Annotated in this window: 16 protein-coding genes and 1 other RNA gene; 10 read left to right on the top strand and 7 right to left on the bottom strand. The window is 58.5% G+C overall.

All coding sequences use genetic code 11. The annotated features are described in order from the left end of the window. The first annotated feature begins 47 nt into the window (after positions 1 to 47). Together QRN55_RS08410 and metF are read left to right on the top strand one after the other, a co-directional pair. The gene (locus QRN55_RS08410) at positions 48 to 1,061 is read left to right on the top strand and encodes an ArsR/SmtB family transcription factor (RefSeq protein ID WP_111837935.1); all 1,014 of its coding nucleotides are present in this window, start codon (positions 48 to 50) and stop codon (positions 1,059 to 1,061) included. Between the two features lies 1 nt (position 1,062). Beyond that, positions 1,063 to 1,959: a methylenetetrahydrofolate reductase [NAD(P)H] gene (metF, locus tag QRN55_RS08415; protein ID WP_284776379.1), complete on the top strand. Its 897-nt coding sequence runs from the start codon at positions 1,063 to 1,065 to the stop codon at positions 1,957 to 1,959. A gap of 440 nt (positions 1,960 to 2,399) precedes the next feature. Here the strand turns inward: metF and QRN55_RS08420 are convergent, their stop codons facing one another. The 7 genes from QRN55_RS08420 to QRN55_RS08450 form a co-directional block, all read right to left on the bottom strand. Next, entirely contained in the window at positions 2,400 to 3,626 is a 1,227-nt protein-coding gene (locus QRN55_RS08420) for a lytic murein transglycosylase (protein WP_284776380.1), read from the bottom strand. Positions 3,627 to 3,787: 161 nt separating this feature from the next. Next, a complete protein-coding gene (locus QRN55_RS08425; protein WP_284776381.1) occupies positions 3,788 to 4,579 on the bottom strand; it encodes a glycoside hydrolase family 25 protein in 792 nt (263 codons plus the stop codon). Positions 4,580 to 4,936: 357 nt separating this feature from the next. Further along, positions 4,937 to 5,614, bottom strand: a complete 678-nt coding sequence (locus QRN55_RS08430) for a class I SAM-dependent methyltransferase (RefSeq protein ID WP_284776382.1) — start codon at positions 5,612 to 5,614, stop codon at positions 4,937 to 4,939. Further along, positions 5,611 to 6,861 carry a BtaA family protein gene (locus QRN55_RS08435; RefSeq protein WP_284776383.1) on the bottom strand — a complete coding sequence of 417 codons (1,251 nt, stop codon included), beginning with the start codon at positions 6,859 to 6,861 and terminating at the stop codon, positions 5,611 to 5,613. Before QRN55_RS08435 ends, QRN55_RS08430 begins: the two co-directional genes overlap by 4 nt. A 305-nt stretch (positions 6,862 to 7,166) precedes the next feature. Then, complete coding sequence (locus QRN55_RS08440) at positions 7,167 to 8,204, bottom strand: transglycosylase SLT domain-containing protein (protein ID WP_502871303.1); 1,038 nt, start codon at positions 8,202 to 8,204, stop codon at positions 7,167 to 7,169. Positions 8,205 to 8,300: 96 nt separating this feature from the next. Continuing rightward, positions 8,301 to 8,936, bottom strand: a complete 636-nt coding sequence (locus tag QRN55_RS08445) for a LysE family translocator (RefSeq protein WP_111837940.1) — start codon at positions 8,934 to 8,936, stop codon at positions 8,301 to 8,303. Positions 8,937 to 9,107: 171 nt separating this feature from the next. Next, positions 9,108 to 10,319, bottom strand: coding sequence for a pyrophosphate--fructose-6-phosphate 1-phosphotransferase (locus tag QRN55_RS08450; protein WP_284776384.1), 1,212 nt, complete (start codon positions 10,317 to 10,319; stop codon positions 9,108 to 9,110). Positions 10,320 to 10,626: 307 nt separating this feature from the next. Between QRN55_RS08450 and QRN55_RS08455 the strand changes: the two genes are divergently transcribed. The 8 genes from QRN55_RS08455 (at position 10,627) to rsmH (ending at position 18,040) form a co-directional block, all read left to right on the top strand. Next, positions 10,627 to 11,367 carry a J domain-containing protein gene (locus QRN55_RS08455; RefSeq protein ID WP_045228950.1) on the top strand — a complete coding sequence of 247 codons (741 nt, stop codon included), beginning with the start codon at positions 10,627 to 10,629 and terminating at the stop codon, positions 11,365 to 11,367. Beyond that, positions 11,364 to 12,131, top strand: coding sequence for an N-acetylmuramoyl-L-alanine amidase (locus tag QRN55_RS08460; protein ID WP_284776385.1), 768 nt, complete (start codon positions 11,364 to 11,366; stop codon positions 12,129 to 12,131). Before QRN55_RS08455 ends, QRN55_RS08460 begins: the two co-directional genes overlap by 4 nt. A gap of 245 nt (positions 12,132 to 12,376) precedes the next feature. Further along, entirely contained in the window at positions 12,377 to 12,913 is a 537-nt protein-coding gene (locus QRN55_RS08465; RefSeq protein ID WP_284776386.1) for a lytic transglycosylase domain-containing protein, read from the top strand. A gap of 120 nt (positions 12,914 to 13,033) precedes the next feature. Beyond that, the gene (locus QRN55_RS08470; protein ID WP_284776387.1) at positions 13,034 to 14,221 is read left to right on the top strand and encodes an FAD-dependent oxidoreductase; all 1,188 of its coding nucleotides are present in this window, start codon (positions 13,034 to 13,036) and stop codon (positions 14,219 to 14,221) included. A 285-nt stretch (positions 14,222 to 14,506) separates the two neighbouring features. After that, entirely contained in the window at positions 14,507 to 15,700 is a 1,194-nt protein-coding gene (locus tag QRN55_RS08475) for an NAD(P)/FAD-dependent oxidoreductase (RefSeq protein WP_284776388.1), read from the top strand. Positions 15,701 to 15,759: 59 nt separating this feature from the next. Further along, positions 15,760 to 16,161: RNase P RNA component class A (gene rnpB, locus QRN55_RS08480), an RNA gene on the top strand. Between the two features lie 398 nt (positions 16,162 to 16,559). Continuing rightward, positions 16,560 to 17,000 carry a division/cell wall cluster transcriptional repressor MraZ gene (mraZ, locus tag QRN55_RS08485; RefSeq protein ID WP_065697897.1) on the top strand — a complete coding sequence of 147 codons (441 nt, stop codon included), beginning with the start codon at positions 16,560 to 16,562 and terminating at the stop codon, positions 16,998 to 17,000. Between the two features lie 14 nt (positions 17,001 to 17,014). Continuing rightward, positions 17,015 to 18,040, top strand: coding sequence for a 16S rRNA (cytosine(1402)-N(4))-methyltransferase RsmH (gene rsmH / locus QRN55_RS08490; RefSeq protein ID WP_284776389.1), 1,026 nt, complete (start codon positions 17,015 to 17,017; stop codon positions 18,038 to 18,040).

The following is an 18,040-nucleotide window of genomic DNA, read 5'->3' on the forward strand; positions in this document are numbered from 1 at the left end:
AATCGTATAAAGATATCTTTATATGTTGATTGGCTTGAGGTGCAGTGTTGGCTTTAGGGCTTGATAATCTGGTTGGGCTGTTGAAGGCAGCCGGGGAGCCTACGCGGTTTCGTCTGCTGGCGCTTCTGGCGGCGGGCGATTTGACGGTGACGGATCTGACCGAGATTCTGGGTCAGTCGCAGCCGCGTATTTCGCGCCACCTGAAGCTTCTGGCCGAGGAAAATCTTGTTGACCGTTACCAGGAAGGTGCTTGGGCATACTTCCGTCTGCGTCAGGATGGCAAGTCCGCCGAGATGATAAAGCAGTTGCTGGCTGTCGCATCGCCTACGGATTCCGTTCTGCTGCGCGATAGCGAGCGTCTCTCTGCGGTCAAGCGGGTGAGAGCCGAGCGGGCGCAGGACTATTTCAGCCGCAACGCTTCGGCCTGGGACGAGCTTCGCCGCCTCCACGTCAGCGATGATGCAGTGGAAGGTGCGCTTTTGAAACTGATCGGCACGACGCCGGTCGATTCGATGCTCGATCTGGGAACCGGCACGGGCCGCATCCTGCAATTGTTCAGCGGCACCTATCGCCGTGCCATCGGTATTGATGCAAGCCGCGACATGCTGGCTGTTGCCCGCTCCAATCTTGACAAGGCCGGTGTGGCGCATGCCTCTGTCCGGCATGGCGATATTCTGAACCTGCCGCTGGAAGGTCAGGATTTCGACCTTGTGGTGGTGCATCAGGTTCTGCACTTCCTCGACCACCCGGAAATGGCGCTTGCCGAGGCGGCGCGCATGCTGCGCCCTAACGGGCGTCTTGTCATCATCGATCTGGCGCCGCATTCGCTGGAATATCTTAGGGAAGACCACGCGCATGTGCGCCTTGGTTTCTCACATCAAACCATGGAAGAGTGGCTGAAAAAGGCTGGCCTCACACCGGAAAAGGCGTTCGATCTGCATTCCGGCAAGGCATCTGCCCAGTCTCTCGACGTAACAATCTGGGTTGCGCGCGATCCACGCCTGCTGATTGCGGGCGAGGAGGCGATTGACGCACCACTTCTTTCCGCCGGGAGGGCATGACATGACGAAGACTGAGGCAGACCGCCACGAACACGGAAATTTCAAGCTCTCCTTCGAGTTCTTTCCTCCAAAGAATGCGGATATGGACGTGCAACTGTGGGAGACGGTCGAGGAGCTTTCGCGCTGGAACCCGGACTTCGTTTCGGTAACCTATGGTGCAGGCGGCACCACCAAGGCTCCCACACTGCAAGCCGTGCAGCGCATGATCTCCATTGCCGGGTTGCCGACGGCATCGCACCTGACCTGCGTGGATGCGAGCAAGCGGGAAGTGCATGATGTGGTTGAGGAGTTCCGCGAGGCGGGCGTAAAGCACTTCGTGGCCCTGCGTGGCGACCCGTCCACCGGCATCGGTACGGATTACAAACCACACCCGGAAGGCTACGAAAATGCCGCGGCGCTGGTGCGCGGGTTGCGCGAGATCGGTGATTTCGAGATTTCCGTTTCGGCCTATCCCGAAAAGCACCCGGAGAGCAAAAGCGATGCAGTCGATATCGATATGCTCAAGCGCAAGGCCGACAATGGTGCGACGCGGGCGCTGACGCAGTTCTTCTTCGATAATGATATTTTCGAGCGCTACATGGAGCGTGTCGCCAAGGCGGGCATCACCATTCCAGTCGTGCCGGGTATCATGCCGATCCAGAACCTGACGCAGTTGAAGCGTTTTGCCGGTCGTTGTGGCACTAGCGTTCCCTCATTTCTGGATGACCGTTTTGCCGGTTTTGATGAGGACCCTGCGGGGCGCGCGAAGGTTTCTGCGGATGTGACTGCCGAGCAGATCGCTGACCTGCAACGGCGCGGCGTCAACGAATTCCATCTCTACACCATGAACCGCGCGCCGCTGGTAAACGCCGTTCTGGAAAATGTCGGCTTTCGGCCATTGAGAAAATCGGCTGCGTAAGGCCGCATTTTTGAACGCTACATCGTGAAATGTAAAAAGCGCAGGTTTCGAAAAACCTGCGCTTTTTCTATGGCAAATGGTGATCAACTACCGGGTGTCTGCGATAACCCCAAGGTGCGTGTCAGATGAATAACATCACTCCGACAAACGCGAACGCAACACCGACTGCTAAGGCATTAAGAGAATTTGTAAGTCCCATGCTCTGCCTCCTTTACGTTGACAGTAATCATTATGACCGATTTGTGTCTCTTGAAAAGCAAATTCTATGATGCGGTGCACCCGACAAGCGCATGAAATTTCAGCATTTTGCTGCCAATGCGTTGATATACAAGTTATATTACAGTGTGAAAAACTAGGTGCGAAATGTGAAAAAAGTAAACGGCCGTGGTTAATGCCACGGCCGTTTGTCTTAATCAGTCCGAATCTGCGTATCGAGCGTCTTAAAGCGCGTCCAGCAGAGCACGGGTCGGCCAGCCGTCTGCGGGAAGGCCAAGGCGCTGCTGTTCACGCTGAACGGCGATGCGGGTGCCGGAACCCAGAATGCCATCGATCTTGCCGACATCATGCGTCTTTGCATCGAGCTTCGTTTGGAGTTCCTTCATGGCGGCATCGTCAAGGCCGGGTTCAGGATTGCCCTTGGCGTAGACAGGGGCGCCCATGAAGCGGGTTGCGAAATAGGCAGCCGACGTGGTGTAGATGAAGGACTGGTTCCATTCCAGATAGATGTTGAAGTTCGGGTAGGTGATGAAGGCCGGTCCCTTGCGGCCTTGCGGCAAGATGAGGGCGGCAGGCAGGGCGGCGAAAGTCTTGTTGCCGTCACGTGGGGCAACGCCGAGGTCGAACCACTGAGCAGCCGTCATGGTGCCGCCAAGGCCCGATTTCTCCCAGGGGAGATTTTCCGGCACGGAGACTTCCTGAATCCACGGCTCGCCCTTTTTGAAGCCGAGATGCTGGATGAACTTGGCAGCTGTCAAGATCGCGTCTGGGCTGTTGGATTTGACGTTGACGTGGCCATCGCCGTCACCATCCACGCCGAATGCGATGATGTCCTTGGGCAGCATTTGGACCTGGCCGATTTCGCCGGCCCATGCGCCGGTGTTGGTGGCGGGGTCGAGATCGCCATGTTGTACCATTTCGGTGAGCGCGATCAGCTGAGGGCGGAAGAGTTCCGGGCGGCGGCAATCGTGCGACAGGGTGACGAGCGCGTTGCGGGTGTTGAAATCGCCCTGAACGGCGCCGAAATCGGTTTCCATGGCCCAGAAGGCGGCGATGACGCCAGCGGGCACGCCGAACTCGTCGTCTGCGCGTTTGAAGGCAGCGGAATATTCCTGAAGCTTCTTGCGACCGAGATCGAGGCGACCTTGGCTGACGGTGCGCTGCGAGAACTCAAGAAAGGTCTGGCGGAATACGCCCTGTGCGCGGTCACGCGACAGAACCTTCTGGTCGATCTGCGCGCCAGCCAGCGCCTTGTCCACGGCCTCGGCGGGCACGCCCTTGCCGACGGCTTCGCTCTTTACGCCTGCCAGAAACGTTGCGAGATCGCCACCGCAGGCAACCTGCTTCGGGTCATCCGGCGAGGTTACGAGGGGGACGGCCAGTGCGGAGCTGCAGGACAATGTGAAAAGGCTGGCAGCAAGTGCGAAGCTGCGGGGCGAGAAGCTGAACATCCGAATTCCTCAAATGAAATGATGCCCCTGCCTTGGCCAAGATTTTGGCGGAAGCGTGGGCAAGACGTGGGAAAAGCGCAACCGAACGGTTTGTTTCCGACGCCAAGCGATTATTTCGCAGCACATCTGCCGTATCTGGTGGAAAAATCAAGCCTGGATCATCAGCTTCGTGGCTTGGACGCAGAAGCCACCCAGGTTCGCCAGTTCTTTTCCGACCCGGCAAAGACGTTGATATCCGTCGGCGTGCTGATGCCGGGAATGACGCCGGTGCCGGTATACTGCCAGAACGACCATTGCCGATCGCTGTAAATATCCGTCGGGTGGGCCGCAACGGAGCGCACCCAGAATGGGTAGCTCTTGAACTGGCCGACCAGATTGTCGCGGTGGAAATCGACGCTGGTGTAGATGATCGGGCGCTTGCCGTAGTGGGTTTCGATGCGAGTGAGGAAGCGCTGAAGCTCGGCGCGCACCACATCCGGTGCAGGCCGGGTCTTGCAGGTGGGGGAGGCCGGGTTCCACTCCACGTCCAGAACCGGCGGCAGCTTCATCGATTCCTTCGGCACGTTGCGAATGAACCAGTCCGCCTGCGCATCCGCCGTCGCGCAGAAATAATAGAAGTGATAGGGCGCATGCGGCACGCCCGCCGCAGAGGCTTCGCGCCAGTATTCGTCAAAGCGCGCGTCTATGCGATCTGTGCCTTCGGTGGCCTTGATGAAGGCGAAGGACACGCCGGATTTTCGCACCGTGGCCCAGTCGATATCGCCATTCCACTTGGAGACATCGATGCCGTGAACCTCGTGCTTGTGCGGCGATCTGGAGCCGAAATCGTGCGGATCGTTATCCTTGAAACGTGGCTTGGCGACGGATGCTGTCTCGAGAAAGTCATAGCTGGTAGAGGTGCAGCCGCTCAACATGAGCACGGTCGCGAAAAGAGCCGGAAGTAGCCGCTGCATGATGATCCCAGAACGTATGATTTGCCCGCCAGTCGTCTTGCAAGACGTGCTGTTAACTTCTGTTTACCATAACAGGGTAAACAAGCCGTTATGGCAAGATGGTGTGTGGAGAAATACAGCCGTTTGCGGCTGGGTCACGCGTGATGGACGGCAGTGGGTGTGGCTTACCCCCCTCTGTCCTGCCGGACATCTCCCCCTCAGGTGGGGAGATCGAATCGTGGAAAGGCTTCGCCCATCTTCAACGCTGCGGATTGAGTGAGGAGTTTGCGTCTAGCCGATCTCCCTCCTTGTGGGGGAGATGTCCGGCAGGACAGAGGGGGGTGAGCCACACCCACTGCCGTGGGCTATGTTTCGACTTCAACCCTTCGGCAGCGTCAGCACAGCGCGCCATGCGTAACCACGCATGATTGGCTGAAACTCCAGTGTGGCATTGTGGGTGCCTGCGATGGCTTCCAGCACGTAGCGCATGTTGCTCCGCGGCGTGACGTGAAATTTCGTGAGCCAGGCCTGAAGCAGGCTGCGGAACCAGCGGGGCAGGTCTTCCTGCTGGCCGAAATCCACGATGTGCAGCGAACCACCGGGGGCAAGGGCCAGCACGGCGCGTTCGATTGCCTTTTCCCAATCCGGTATCATCGACACGGCGTAGGAAATCATCACCCGGTCAAAGCCGTTCGTGCGGCTGAATTCACTGGGCTTGAAGGTGGTGGCGTCGGAAACGCGCAGGATGGGGCGTTCGCGATGACCGCCGAAATTCTCGCTGGCGGTGGTCAGCATCTCTGAGGAAATATCGAGGCCATAGAGCTTTGCGGTCGGGAACAGCCGGGAGGCACGCAAGAGGTTGCGGCCCGTGCCGCAGCCGATTTCCAGCAGACTGCCGCCGTGCGGAACGTCCAGCCTGTCGATGGTGGTGTCGCGGCCCAGAAGGTAGTATTTGCGGGTGATATCGTAAATGTGCCGCTGGTGGCGGTACATGCGGTCCATCAGGTTGGCGTGTTTGACATCGCCGAGGCTGATATTATCGCCGATGCTCTTCATGCCTGAGCCCTCTGGTAAATGTGGAAGCCGCCGTAGATGGCGGAGCGGTCGCGTGCGTTCAGCTCCTGCGAACGCTCTGCGAGATAGGTCCACTGCGCGGCGACATCCGGCGAGAGGCGTCCCTCGATGACGCTTTTTTCCGCCGCAGTACGGAAAATGACGCGGGCATCAGGTGCGGCCGTGCGGCTGATCTGCGACCACAATTCGTTGATCTGCGTATCCGTCATCCAGTCCTGCGCATCCAGCAGCACGTAGCGATCAACCGATGAGGCAGGCTTTGCGCCCAGCAGTTCGGTGAAGGTGGCATGGTGAACATGCACCCGGGCCGCGTTTTCGCGAATTGCCGCATAGTAATCCTGACGCAGATAATCCGGCAGGGCGCCTTCCTGTGACTGCGGATAGCGGCGGGCGAAGGCCTGCCAGGCGAAGTAGTTATCCTTCAGCGGGAAGTCGCAGGCCAGCTTTTCGAGGCGCTGGCGCAGCACCGGCGCAATCGTGTTGCCGTCTGAAAGGCTGGCTAGCTCGTCATACTGGCGCGGTGGAATGCCGAGGCCAAACAGCGAGCTTTTGCGCTTCGTCAGCCAGCGAATCATCGGCTTGTCGAAGAGAGGTGCGACCTTGCTGTCGAAAAACTGCCGTTGCTCGTCGATGGAGCGGGCATTCGCCATGTCCTGAAGCTTGACGCCGTGCAGGCGTGCCAGAACGTGGCCCGCGCCGATAAAGCGGCCAAGCAGGCCGGTGCGGTAGATATTACGGTCGAATACAGAGATACGACGACGGCCCGTCAGGGTGCGTCTGGACCAATAGGCGCGAGTCTGAGCATCCAGATGCGGGGCGATGAAGCGATCATAGCCATCGCTGTTGGAGCGCACATTCGCCACGCCGAACTGGCGCACGACATCTCCATGTGCAGGCAGATGGCGGAAGGCTGCGAGTTTGAGCTTGTTCAGCGCGATGTGGTGCGGATTGAGATCGACGACATCGATGCGTGCGGGATGGCGCGACAAATAGGCCAGCACGTTGCAGCCGCCCGACCCGATGGTGACGATGCTGTGGCCTTCGCGCAGTTCCATGGCCTGCATGTCGACATCCGGGTCCTCCCAGATTTGCGGATAGACAAGACCGGAAAACAGCACGCCGAACAGTCGCTCCGATAGGCCGCTGGTGGAAAGCGCCTTGTGCTGGAGGAGGGCAGCTTTGAGTTTTACGTTTTTGCTGAAACCGGTCTTCGGCGCGACACTCGTCATGGGATTCGACCTCTCATTCGGTTGAGAGGCGTTTAGCGATGAGACGCAACAGTTTGATGACGGGGGTTGGGGATAGAAGGTTGGCTATCCTTAGCATAGTGCGCTGGGTGGGGCTTACCCCCCTCTGGCCTGCCGGCCATCTCCCCCACAGGTGGGGAGATCGACTCGTCGCGACCTTTCGGCCATTTCTAACGTTGCGGATGGATTGGGAGTTTGCGCCCAGCCGATCTCCCTCCTTGTGGGAGATGCCCGGCAGGGCAGAGGGGGGTGAGCCCCGCGTGCAAACTTATAACGTTTGGAAAACCTTACTTGCGCAAGACGTGCAGCATGCCCTTGCGCTTGGCGTCGTAATAATAGCCGCGGGCATAAAGCCTGACGGCATTGTCGCGGTCGTTATCGGCAACCATCCATGCGCCGCGCAGGTACTTCACAGCATATTTGAGGTTGGTTTCTGCGTCGAACAGGCCGGAGGCGGGGCCGTCGAAGCCCATGGAGCGGGCTGTGGCGTGTTTGATCTGCATGAGGCCGAAGTGGCCGCCGTTGACGGCGCGGGGATTGTAGCGGCTTTCGCGCATGACCACGCGGTGCACGAGATCTTCCGGCACGTCATACATGGTGGCGTATTTGCTGATGAGGCCGCTGAGCTTCTGGCGACCCATCATCGTGGGAGCGTCCGGTGCGGTGGTCAGGCCTTCACGGGTGCTGATGGCGGCGAGCGCTGCATTTTGCGGGGCCGAGGCATAGGCGAGCATAGCGCCCTGCGGCTTTGGAACCGGGATGACGCTCTGCTGCTTCATCATCTCTTCTGTCAGGGGAACGGCGGCAGCCGAAGGTGTTCCCGGTGCGCCAGGGGCCGGTGGGAAGCTGCCCTTCATGGCAACGACCTGGGGCAGGGCGGCGGTGTTGGCCTGATGCATGACCGCAGTCGTGGCTGGCGTTGGTGCAGCGGGCGCTGCGAGTGCGACCTGCTGGGCCTGTGGCTGAATTTGTGCGTCTATGGCGGCGGCGGCTGCGATTTCCGCTGCTGGCGGAAGCGCCACGCGGCCACCCTTGACGGCGGCGGCGGTGGGCAGTGTTTCAGTTGCTGTGTTGGACGCGACTTCGACGGGGGCTGTCGTGCCTGCTGTGGCGGCCTGTGCGTCGGTCGTTACGCTTGCGGCGGCGGGTGTCTGGGGCGCTGAGGCGATTTTCGGCTGTAGCGCATCGCTCTTGGATGCCACTTCGACGCTGGTGCATCCTGCCAGTGTCAGCGCGATGCCCACCGTGGACGACAGAAGTAGCGCCGATTTTCGACGAAAATTGCCTGAAATTTTCATGCTGCCGCCTTTGAGTGCGCCTGTCACTTGATACCCCCGTTTCAAACGAAGCAGGCAGTCCCTATCCGGCGATCATTAACCTATCGTAAGGATTCCGGCAAGTCGGGACGTGACAGTGAATTTTCAGGCAGCGATACGGCGGTATCCGGCGGTGACGGCGCGGCCTGCGATGAAGTGCGTACGGCGGGGATTTTTCAGCTTTTTGGCGACCGACATGCGCCGCACGGAGCGGATGGTGAAGCGGGCAAAGCAGGCCTGGGCGAGGATGCAGACGAAAGCCATGAGCAACACGACGGCCTGCATTTGTGTCACCATTTCCACCACATCGCGGGTGCCGTTAACGAATTGCACGAGGAAGGCGACAAAGAATCCGAAATAGCGCAGACGCAAAGATGCCTGGACGAAGCAATCAGTGAAGATGGTGCCGAACGTCTTGCCGCGCAGATTGTCGTTGTCAGCGTTTGCTTCGCGCGCCGCGGGCGTTGCAATCGTCCACAGGCTGAACAGCATCAGCCAGCCAGTGCCAGCCCACTGCGCGATATAGAGAACAGGAGAGGGGAGAAACTCCGCGCCAGCGACGATGATGGCTGCGGCTGTAACGGTGGTGACGATGCCGAGCGTTGCGCCTGTGACGGCAGCGACGAGGGCGCGCTTACCGCGAATGGCGGCGTAGCTCGCGACTTTGAACGAGATGGGCGAGGGCAATGCGAACAGAATCACACAGGCTGCACAAAAGACCAGCCAGACTTGTGCGGACATATGCTTTCCTCCTTGCCCTCCCCGACGTCATTTTCGTCAAGAATACAGCATCGGCCCCGAAACCAAAACGGATTTCTAGGCCGATGACAGATATCGTCGGGGCGGTGTGTTTACGCCACAGTGGATCAGCTTGATCGCATAATGCGGCGTAAAGACGGATGGAGTGTGCGCTCAGGCAGCCTTGTAGGGCTGGCCGATGTGGCTCATGACATCGTCGAACCATGGAGTCGACAGGTCGAAGTGCTTGCCGCCCTTGATGCGCGGAAACTCGATGGTGCGCAGCTTGCCGCCCTGATCTTCGTCATGGCCGGTGACACCGGACACCTTGTTCAGTGCGCTTTCGACGGCCAGATCGACCATGCTCTGGATGAGGCGGAGGTCTTCGCCATTGGCCGGGGCGGAGCGTGCGTAATAGCCGGATTTCTGCACCATGGTGCGTTCCGCGCCGATGAGGCCCGCGAACTGCTTCTGGAACCAGCCGCCGACATTGATCGTGTCGATCTTGACGTGGCCGAAGGCATCGCGCTTGACGGTGTCGCCAGCCGCTTCACGCTCGGCAACGATGGAATCGAGACCGGCACCTTCCGAAACGAACAGGGTGACGAAGCCGGTATCGTCCATGATCTTCTTCAGGCGCTCGGCTTCGGCTTTGATATCGAAGGCCATTTCCGGCAGGTAGAGGCCGTCGATGCTCTTGAGTTGTTCGCCCATCAAAAGACCTTCGACATATTCATTGCCTTTGGTCTTCTGGATATAGGCGCGGGCGGTTGCCGCCGTCAGCCAGCCGCAGTGGCGGCCCATGACTTCGTGAATGACGAAGGTCTTGGGTGCGGCACTCTGCTCGTTGCTGACATTGTCGAAGAAGTTCGCGCCGACTTCGGCTGCGGTCCATGCGCCCAGCGACTGCTTGATCGGCACGACGTCGTTATCGACCGTCTTCGGCAGGCCGACGACGGTGAGGTTATAGCCGTTGGCACCGAGATAGGCCGCAAGATCGGCGGCTGTCGTGTTGGTGTCATCGCCACCGATGGTGTGGAGAATGGTGACGCCATCCTTCGCGAGACGATCTGCCGCGACAGCCAAGGGATTTTCGCCTTCCTTGACGAGGCCGCGCTTGGCACAGTCGGCAGCGTTGGTCAGCTTCACGCGGCTGTTGCCGATGGGCGAGCCGCCGTAACGGTGCAAGAGAGGCGCCTTCTCGCGCATATCCTTGGTGATCTCGACGCTGTCGCCCAGGAGCACGCCCTGATAACCGGAGCGGTACGCCACGATATCGATGTCAGGAGCAATGTCGCTGTAGCGTTCGATCAGCCCGCCCACGGCGGAAGAAAGGCAGGGCGCGAGACCACCTGCGGTCAACATTGCGACTTTCTGTTTAGCCATCGTGGCTCTCCTTCGAGTTCTTTGCAAAGATGTCGTGGCAAATGGATGCGTGACAGAATGTGGCATGTAAAGTGAATTTCTCAAGAAAATCGCGGAATTTCAAAGCGATTGAATGAGTTAGCCGATATAATCGTTTCAATTGACGCGCGACCTTCGGCGGTCATCTCAGCCTGTGGAAAACCGATTTGGCGTTCTCGACGTATTAGCAATTCAAGTCAGTCGATATGATCGCAAGATGAAGAAAAGTTAATGGCATGCGACCGTTATGCATATTGCATTCAGCAAATCGGGCCTTATGCTTGGAGAAATGATGTACGATTTCGCGTGTTTGCAACTTTCATCGCTGTGGGAACGGCTGCTCGGCGCAATCGGCGATGCAGCAGGCAACGTGCTTGGACGCGTGATCGAGGCTGTCAGAACCGTCTTCGAAGGCGACCCGGAAACCCGTCGTCAGGTGTCCTTCTCCGTTGCGATCATCGCGCTGTCCGCCAAAATGGCGAAGGCCGATGGCATGGTGAATGATGCCGAGGTTAAAGCATTCCGCCAGATATTCGACTTTCCTGAAGAGGAAGCCAAAAACGTTGCGCGGCTCTATAACCTCGCACGACAGGACGTTGCCGGTTACGAAGCCTATGCGGAGCGGCTGTCTGGCCTGTGCGGTTCGGGCGAACAGAATTGCGACATGCTGGAAAGCGTGATCGACGGGCTGTTTCATATCGCCAAGGCCGATGGCTTGATCCATGAGCGCGAAATGGCGTTTCTGGGCCGCATCGCAGAGATTTTCAGAATCACCGAAGATCATTTCGAAATGATCATGGCGCGGCACGTGCATATGGAAGGGCGCGACCCTTACCGTGTATTGGGTGTTTCGCCGGGCGACGACTTCATGGATATTCGCAAGCGTTATCGTTCGCTGGTGGCTGAACACCACCCGGACAAGCTGATTGCACGTGGCGTGCCTATGGAACTGCATGCGGCAGCCAATGAGCGCATGGCGGCGCTGAATGCGGCCTATGCGGCCATCGAGAAAGAACGCCGCGTCGCATGAGTGATTTCATTGCGGACTATAAGGGCGCGACGGTTGTGCCTTCGCCAAACCATGGCGAGCGCATTGATGTGAGTGCTCCCGACATCATCATTCTGCATTATACCGGCATGGGCACCGCTGATAGCGCGCTGTCTTGGCTTTGCAATCCCGAAAGCCAGGTCTCCAGCCATTACTTCGTGTTTGAAGATGGCCGGGTGATGCAACTGGTGCCGGAAGCGCGCCGGGCATGGCACGCGGGCAAAAGCGTTTGGAATGGCTCAAACGATATCAATTCGCGCTCAATCGGTATCGAGATTGCCAATGCCGGGCATCCGGCGGGGTTGCCGGATTTTCCTGAGGCGCAAATCCGCGCCGTCATCGAACTGTGTCGCGATTGCGGCGAGAGGTGGTCCATCGCGCCGGAACGGGTGCTGGGGCACTCCGATATCGCGCCGGTGCGCAAGATCGATCCGGGCGAAAAGTTTCCGTGGAACGTGTTGTCGCAGAGCGGTGTCGGACACTGGGTTCCGCCAGCAACCATTGGCGGTGGCAGGTTCTTTCAGCGTGGCGATAGCGGCCAGCCGGTGGAGGCGCTGCAATCCATGCTGTCGCTGTATGGATACGGCGTTGAAATAACAGGCCATTATTGCGAGAAAACCGAGGGTGCGGTAGCTGCATTCCAGCGCCATTTTCGGCCAGCTCTGGTGGACGGCATTGCCGATTTTTCTACCATCGACACGTTGCACCGCTTGATCTCCGAGTTGCCGAAATTTCGCGCCGTTTAGGCACGATTTTCGGAAAATCCTTCCAACCTCCGGAGATTGGCAATCGATATTTTGCGCTTTGCCACAGTATATCCTTAATGCGCCACTTAATACGCCTCATCAACCCGCGACCGGTTTCAGTGAGAAACCCAAGTCGCCAGTATCAATGATGAAGACGTGCGCCGGATCGTTTCGATGATCTTCCTGACTTGAGCGCTATTTCGGACGAATTTCGCAGTCTTCACGGTCGGAGACCATTTATACTAATGAGAAGAATGATTGTTGCTGTTTCGGCTTGTCTTACCATGCTTGCCGCACAGAGCGGACCTGTTTTTGCCAAGGACGACGTGAAGACCAAAACGGTCACTCTGGAAACCTATTTCCGCAAGCCCGGCTACCCCATCCCCGAAAAGACGCTTCCAACCGGTCTGAAGAATAATTACTCCGATCTCATCGTGAAATATGCCAAACGTTATGGCGTGCCAACCAATCTGGCCCACGCCGTCGTTTCCGTCGAAAGCAAGTTCAACCCTAAAGCACGCGGCAGTGCCGGTGAGGTCGGTCTCATGCAGATCAAGCCGGCCACAGCCCGGATGATGGGCTATCGCGGTAAGACGAAAGCGCTCTACGATCCCGAAACCAACATACGCTGGGGCATGCAATATCTGGCAACCGCGCACCAGCTAGGTGGCGGGCAGGTATGCGACACCATTTTGCGCTACAATGCAGGCCATGGTGCGACGCGGATGAACCCGGTTTCGAAGCGTTATTGCGGCAAGGTGCAGGCGATTTTGGCAAGCTAGATGCATTCCATCGCCGTCATTCCTGTGACCCTCGCAGGAATACAGTAGACGTGCGTCTGCACCGCTGTAAAAAGCCTTTTCAGCCCAAGGGTTTGGGTGAGGACCGTGGGGATGCGAAAAATGGCGGATTTCAAATATATCGTCGTCGGTGCGGGCATGATGGGCGCTGCAGCGGCACGCCATCTTTCAGCGCAGACGGATGGCGTGGCCTTGATCGGACCTGCCGAGCCGCTGGATATCAAGAGCCACAACGGCGTGTTTTCCAGCCATTACGATGAAGCCCGCATTACCCGCGGTTTCGATGGTGATCCTGTCTGGGCAGAACTGGCGAAACGCTCGATTGCCCGTTACGCCGAGATCGAAGCCAAGAGCGGTATTCGTTTTTACCACGAAGCGGGGTGCTTCTTTACCGGAAACGGCAAAGGGCTTGGAGGAGACTACGTGGCTGGGGCCATGGCGGCGCGGGACCGGCTGGGGCTTGTGGTCGAGGAGTACGCTGCCTCGCAGATCGGGACCCGTTTCCCGATGTTTTCTTTGCCTGACGATCACGAGGGTTGGTTTGAGCCGCGCAACGCCGGTTATGTCAATCCGCGCGCGCTGGTGAAGGCGCAGGTCGCGATTGCAGAACACCAGGGTGCAACGCTGATTCGCGAGACCGTTGTGAGTATTGATGACACGGCGTCCGGCGTCGAGGTGATCACGAATGAGGGCCAACGCTACACGGGGGAAAAGGTGATCGTTGCGGCGGGCGGTTTCACCAATATGGCCGATCTGCTGCCTTCTAAAGTCGATATGGCAGCGACGGGCCGCACCATTGCGTTTTTCGAACTGGACGAGCAGAAGCAGCGCGATTTCGCAGGGATGCCATCGACCATCGTGCTGGCGGAAAATGCCGATGATATCGTCTACATCCTGCCGCCCGTGCTGTATCCCGATGGCAAGACATACCTGAAAATCGGCGGCGAGAGCGAGAAGGGCAGTCTGGAGACGCTGGACGAGGCGGTGCGCTGGTTCCACTCCGATGGCACGGCGAGCGAGATGGCGTTTCTGGTGAAGCGGGCTGTCGAGCTTATGCCGAAGCTGGAGGGTTGCCCGGTCACGTCAGGCTCCTGTGTCGCATCGATTACCCGCACGGGCTATCCCTATATTGGATATACGCAGTCTTCGAACATTGCCGTGTTGACGGGTGGGAACTTTGTTTCTGCGAAGTCTTCCGATGAGATCGGGCGGTTGGGGGCGGTGCTACTACTGGATGGACAACTGACGGAAGAGGATTTTGCGGGGCAGGTGGGGCCGGTGTTTGGTTGAGGCGGGCAATGGTGGGTGTGGCTAGCCCCCCTCTGTCCTGCCGGACATCTCCCCCACAGGTGGGGAGATCGACTCGTTGAGATCGCTCGGACATCTTGAAAGCCGCGGATTGAGTGGTGAGCAAGCGCCCAGCTAATCTCCCTCCTTGTGGGGGAGATGTCCGGCAGGACAGAGGGGGGTAAGCCACATCCACCGACCTTCGCCATCAAACCCAAACCCTCTGGAATCGATTCCGCAAACCGCTACAACTCCCTGTAACAGAGTCTAAAATCGGTGATCTCGAACATGGCAACACAGTTCAAATATATCGTGGTCGGTGCAGGCATGATGGGGGCTGCGGCTGCGCGTCATCTGGCGGGGAGCGTTGACGGCATTGCGCTGATCGGCCCGCGTGAGCCTGCGGATATCAAGAACCATACCGGTGTTTTTGCCAGCCATTATGATGCGGCGCGTATTACCCGCACCATCGATGGCAATGCGGATTGGGCGCGGCTGGCCAATCGGTCGATTGCCCGATACGCCGAAATCGAGCGCGAGAGTGGCGTGGAATTTTACGGTGAGGTTGGTTGCCTGATCGTCGGCAAGGAACGCGGCACGGGCTTTGACTATATCGAAAATGTTTGCGCGGCGGCTGAGACGCTGGGTGTCGAGACCGAGATTCTGGATGATGCGGCGCTGGCTGATCGCTTTCCCTATTTTGCGTTCGAGAGTGGGTGCGAAGGCGTGTTCGAGAGGAACAATGCCGGATGGGTCAATCCGCGTGAACTGGTGCGGGCGCAGATCGTCAGCGCTGAAAAGCGCGGGGTGACGCGGATTGATGACATTGCCGTTAGCGTGCGTGAAGACGGCGGTGTTGCGACCGTGACGACCGCGTCCGGCCAGGTCTATACGGCGGAGAAAGTGATCGTCGCGGCGGGCGGTTTTTCCGTTGCCGAGGGGTTGTTGCCGCAGAAGCTTGAAATGCAGGTCAATGGCCGCACAGTGGCATTCTTTGAAATTCCAGACGACGAGCTGGATCGCTATGCGGGCATGCCATCGCTGATCTATGAGCCAGCAGATCCACGCAAGCACATTTATCTGTTGCCGCCGGTGCGCTATCCCGATGGCAAGACCTATCTCAAGATCGGCGGTGAGCCTGTCGATATTGTTTTGAAAGGCGACCGCGAAATCCGTGAATGGTTCCGCTCAGGCGGAAGCGCCAAGGTGCGCGACGACTTCTCCGATATCATCGAAACGCTGATTCCTTCCATCGACCGCTCGCGCATTTCCATGGCGGCTTGCGTGACATCTTACACGCCGAGCGGGTTTCCGGCGATCGGCTATACGGCTTCACCAGGCATCGCCGTTCTGACCGGGGGCTGCGGTACGGCGGCCAAGAGTTCCGATGAAATCGGACGGCTGGGCGCAGAGCTTCTGGTCAAAGGGCGGATCATCGATACGGAATATGCGGCGGATTTCGCGCCGGTTTTCTCTGCGTAATGATCCGTTCGCGGATTTTCCGGTGGCTTTCGTTTCTGAACCCGTCTAAGGAGCCCCTGCCAGTTGGCCGGGCAGCCGCGCTTTACCAATGTCGAAAGACGGTAGGGTGAGGAAAGTCCGGGCTCCACAGAAACACGGTGCCGGATAACGTCCGGCGGGGGCGACCCTAGGGAAAGTGCCGCAGAGAGTAGACCGCCACCTTTCAGGTGGTAAGGGTGAAAGGGTGGGGTAAGAGCCCACCGCGCCGCTGGTAACAGGGGTGGCATGGTAAACCCCACCGGGAGCAAGACCGAATAGGGATAACGTGGGATGCGCGCAAGCGTATCTACAGCCGGTTTTTGGGCGAGTTATCCGGGTGGGTTGCGAGAGGCGGCGTGCAAATGCCGTCCCAGATGAATGGCTGCCACGTTCCGGGTCAAACCGGGGCCATACAGAACCCGGCTTACAGGCCAACTGGCAAATTCTCTTTTTATTCCAAGTGCTTGTGCACCCTGCGTGACAGGGCGCGTAAGTATTTGTTTTTTCTAATAAAAAAAGATTTTAGAGGCGATAAATTGTTGTCGTCCGGCAAGTGCTTGAATGCACACGGTAAACCATTCGTTAAACTTAACGGGATATGAATATTCGATCCGAGGCCGGTATCCCACTGGCTTCTCCCATTGACGCCCATATGGTCCCATGGTATCCCAAATGCACACCACAAAGGGTCGTGTTTTTGACCCGCAATCTCTGAAACGGAGAGGCCTGCAAGGGTCCGATGGGCATTACGTCCTACCGGTCAGCGATTTGTCGTGCGTAACGGTGTTGCCTCTCGGTGCGGGTTTCGGCTCTGCATGCGGCGGCTTTGGCGAGTTTTACAATGGGTCGCTTTTTATCGAACGTGACAAACAGGATCGACGCCAAGGGGCGCGTTTCGGTTCCGTCGCTGTTTCGCTCGGTGCTGGCGGACCGTGGCATCCAGGAGCTTTATTGTCTCCAGGATTTTGCATTTCCGGCCATCAGCGTGGGTGGGCCGGACTTGCTCGAACGATACGAACGGCAGATCGCGTCCATGGACGCGTTTTCGCCGGAGGCAAACGCGATGTCGCTGCTGGTCCACGGCGGCGGCATTTTCATGAAACTCGATGCCGAAGGGCGATTGATGGTGACGGATTTCATTCGGGAATTCGCCAACATCACCACCGAGGTTACCTTTGTGGGTCGAGCGGATCATTTTCAGTTGTGGCAGCCGGACGCGTTTCACGAGGCGCAGAAGGCGGCAAGAACGGGGCGCGGTTTTACCGCTGGTCGCCCCGGATAGGACGGGGAAACGGAATGGCGGCGAATTCTGGCGGACGATCTTCTGAAGCCGGTGGCGGACCGGTTCGCCACATTCCGGTTCTTCTCCACGAGGTTATAAAGGCGCTGGAACCAGCGCCCGGCAAAGTCATTCTCGACGGTACCTTCGGTGCTGGAGGTTATACCCAGGCCATTCTCGACCAAGGCGCCAATGTCATCGCGCTGGACCGCGACCCGACTGCGATTGCCGGTGGGCAGGCCATGGTTGCGGCCAATGGCGGGCGTCTTTCTCTCATCCAGTCGCAATTTTCCAATCTCGCCGCGCATGCACCAGCCGAAGGCCTCGATGGCATCGTGCTGGATATCGGCGTTTCCTCCATGCAAATCGATGAGGCCGAGCGCGGTTTTTCGTTTCAGAAAAACGGCCCGCTGGACATGCGCATGTCCGCATCCGGCGTATCTGCGGCAGATGTGGTCAATCGCTGCAAGGTGGGTGACCTCATTCGCATTTTTGGTTTTCTGGGCGAGGAAAAGCAGCCGGGCCGCATTGCCCGTGCCATCGAAAAGAAACGTGCAGAAGAGCCATTTCGAACCACCCGTGATTTGGCCGGATTGATCGAGATCGTCACGCCGCGCAAGGCGAAAGACAAGATCCACCCGGCGACGCGCGTCTTTCAGGCGCTGCGCGTTTTCGTCAATGACGAGCTTGGCGAACTGGCGCAGGCGCTGTTTGCAGCCGAGCAGGCTTTGAAACCCGGTGGTCGGTTGGTCGTGGTGACCTTCCATTCGCTGGAAGACCGCATCGTCAAGAAGTATTTCGCGGATCGTTCCGACCGTGCATCGGGCTCTCGCCATATGCCGATGCTGGCCGCCAAGTCGGCGATTTTCGATGCTGTTGGCAAGCCGATGATTGCGGCCAGTGACGAAGAGGCTGACATCAATCCACGGGCCCGCTCTGCCAAGCTACGTGCGGGACTTCGCACCACGGCGCCAGCGCGGCCTGCCGATCTGTCGATCTTCGAGCTGCCCGATCTCGCCAGCCTTGAAAAAATGGGAGGCTGA

Origin of the sequence: Agrobacterium sp. lyk4-40-TYG-31, assembly GCF_030209855.1 — a bacterium.
Classification (GTDB): Bacteria; Pseudomonadota; Alphaproteobacteria; order Rhizobiales; family Rhizobiaceae; genus Agrobacterium; species Agrobacterium vaccinii.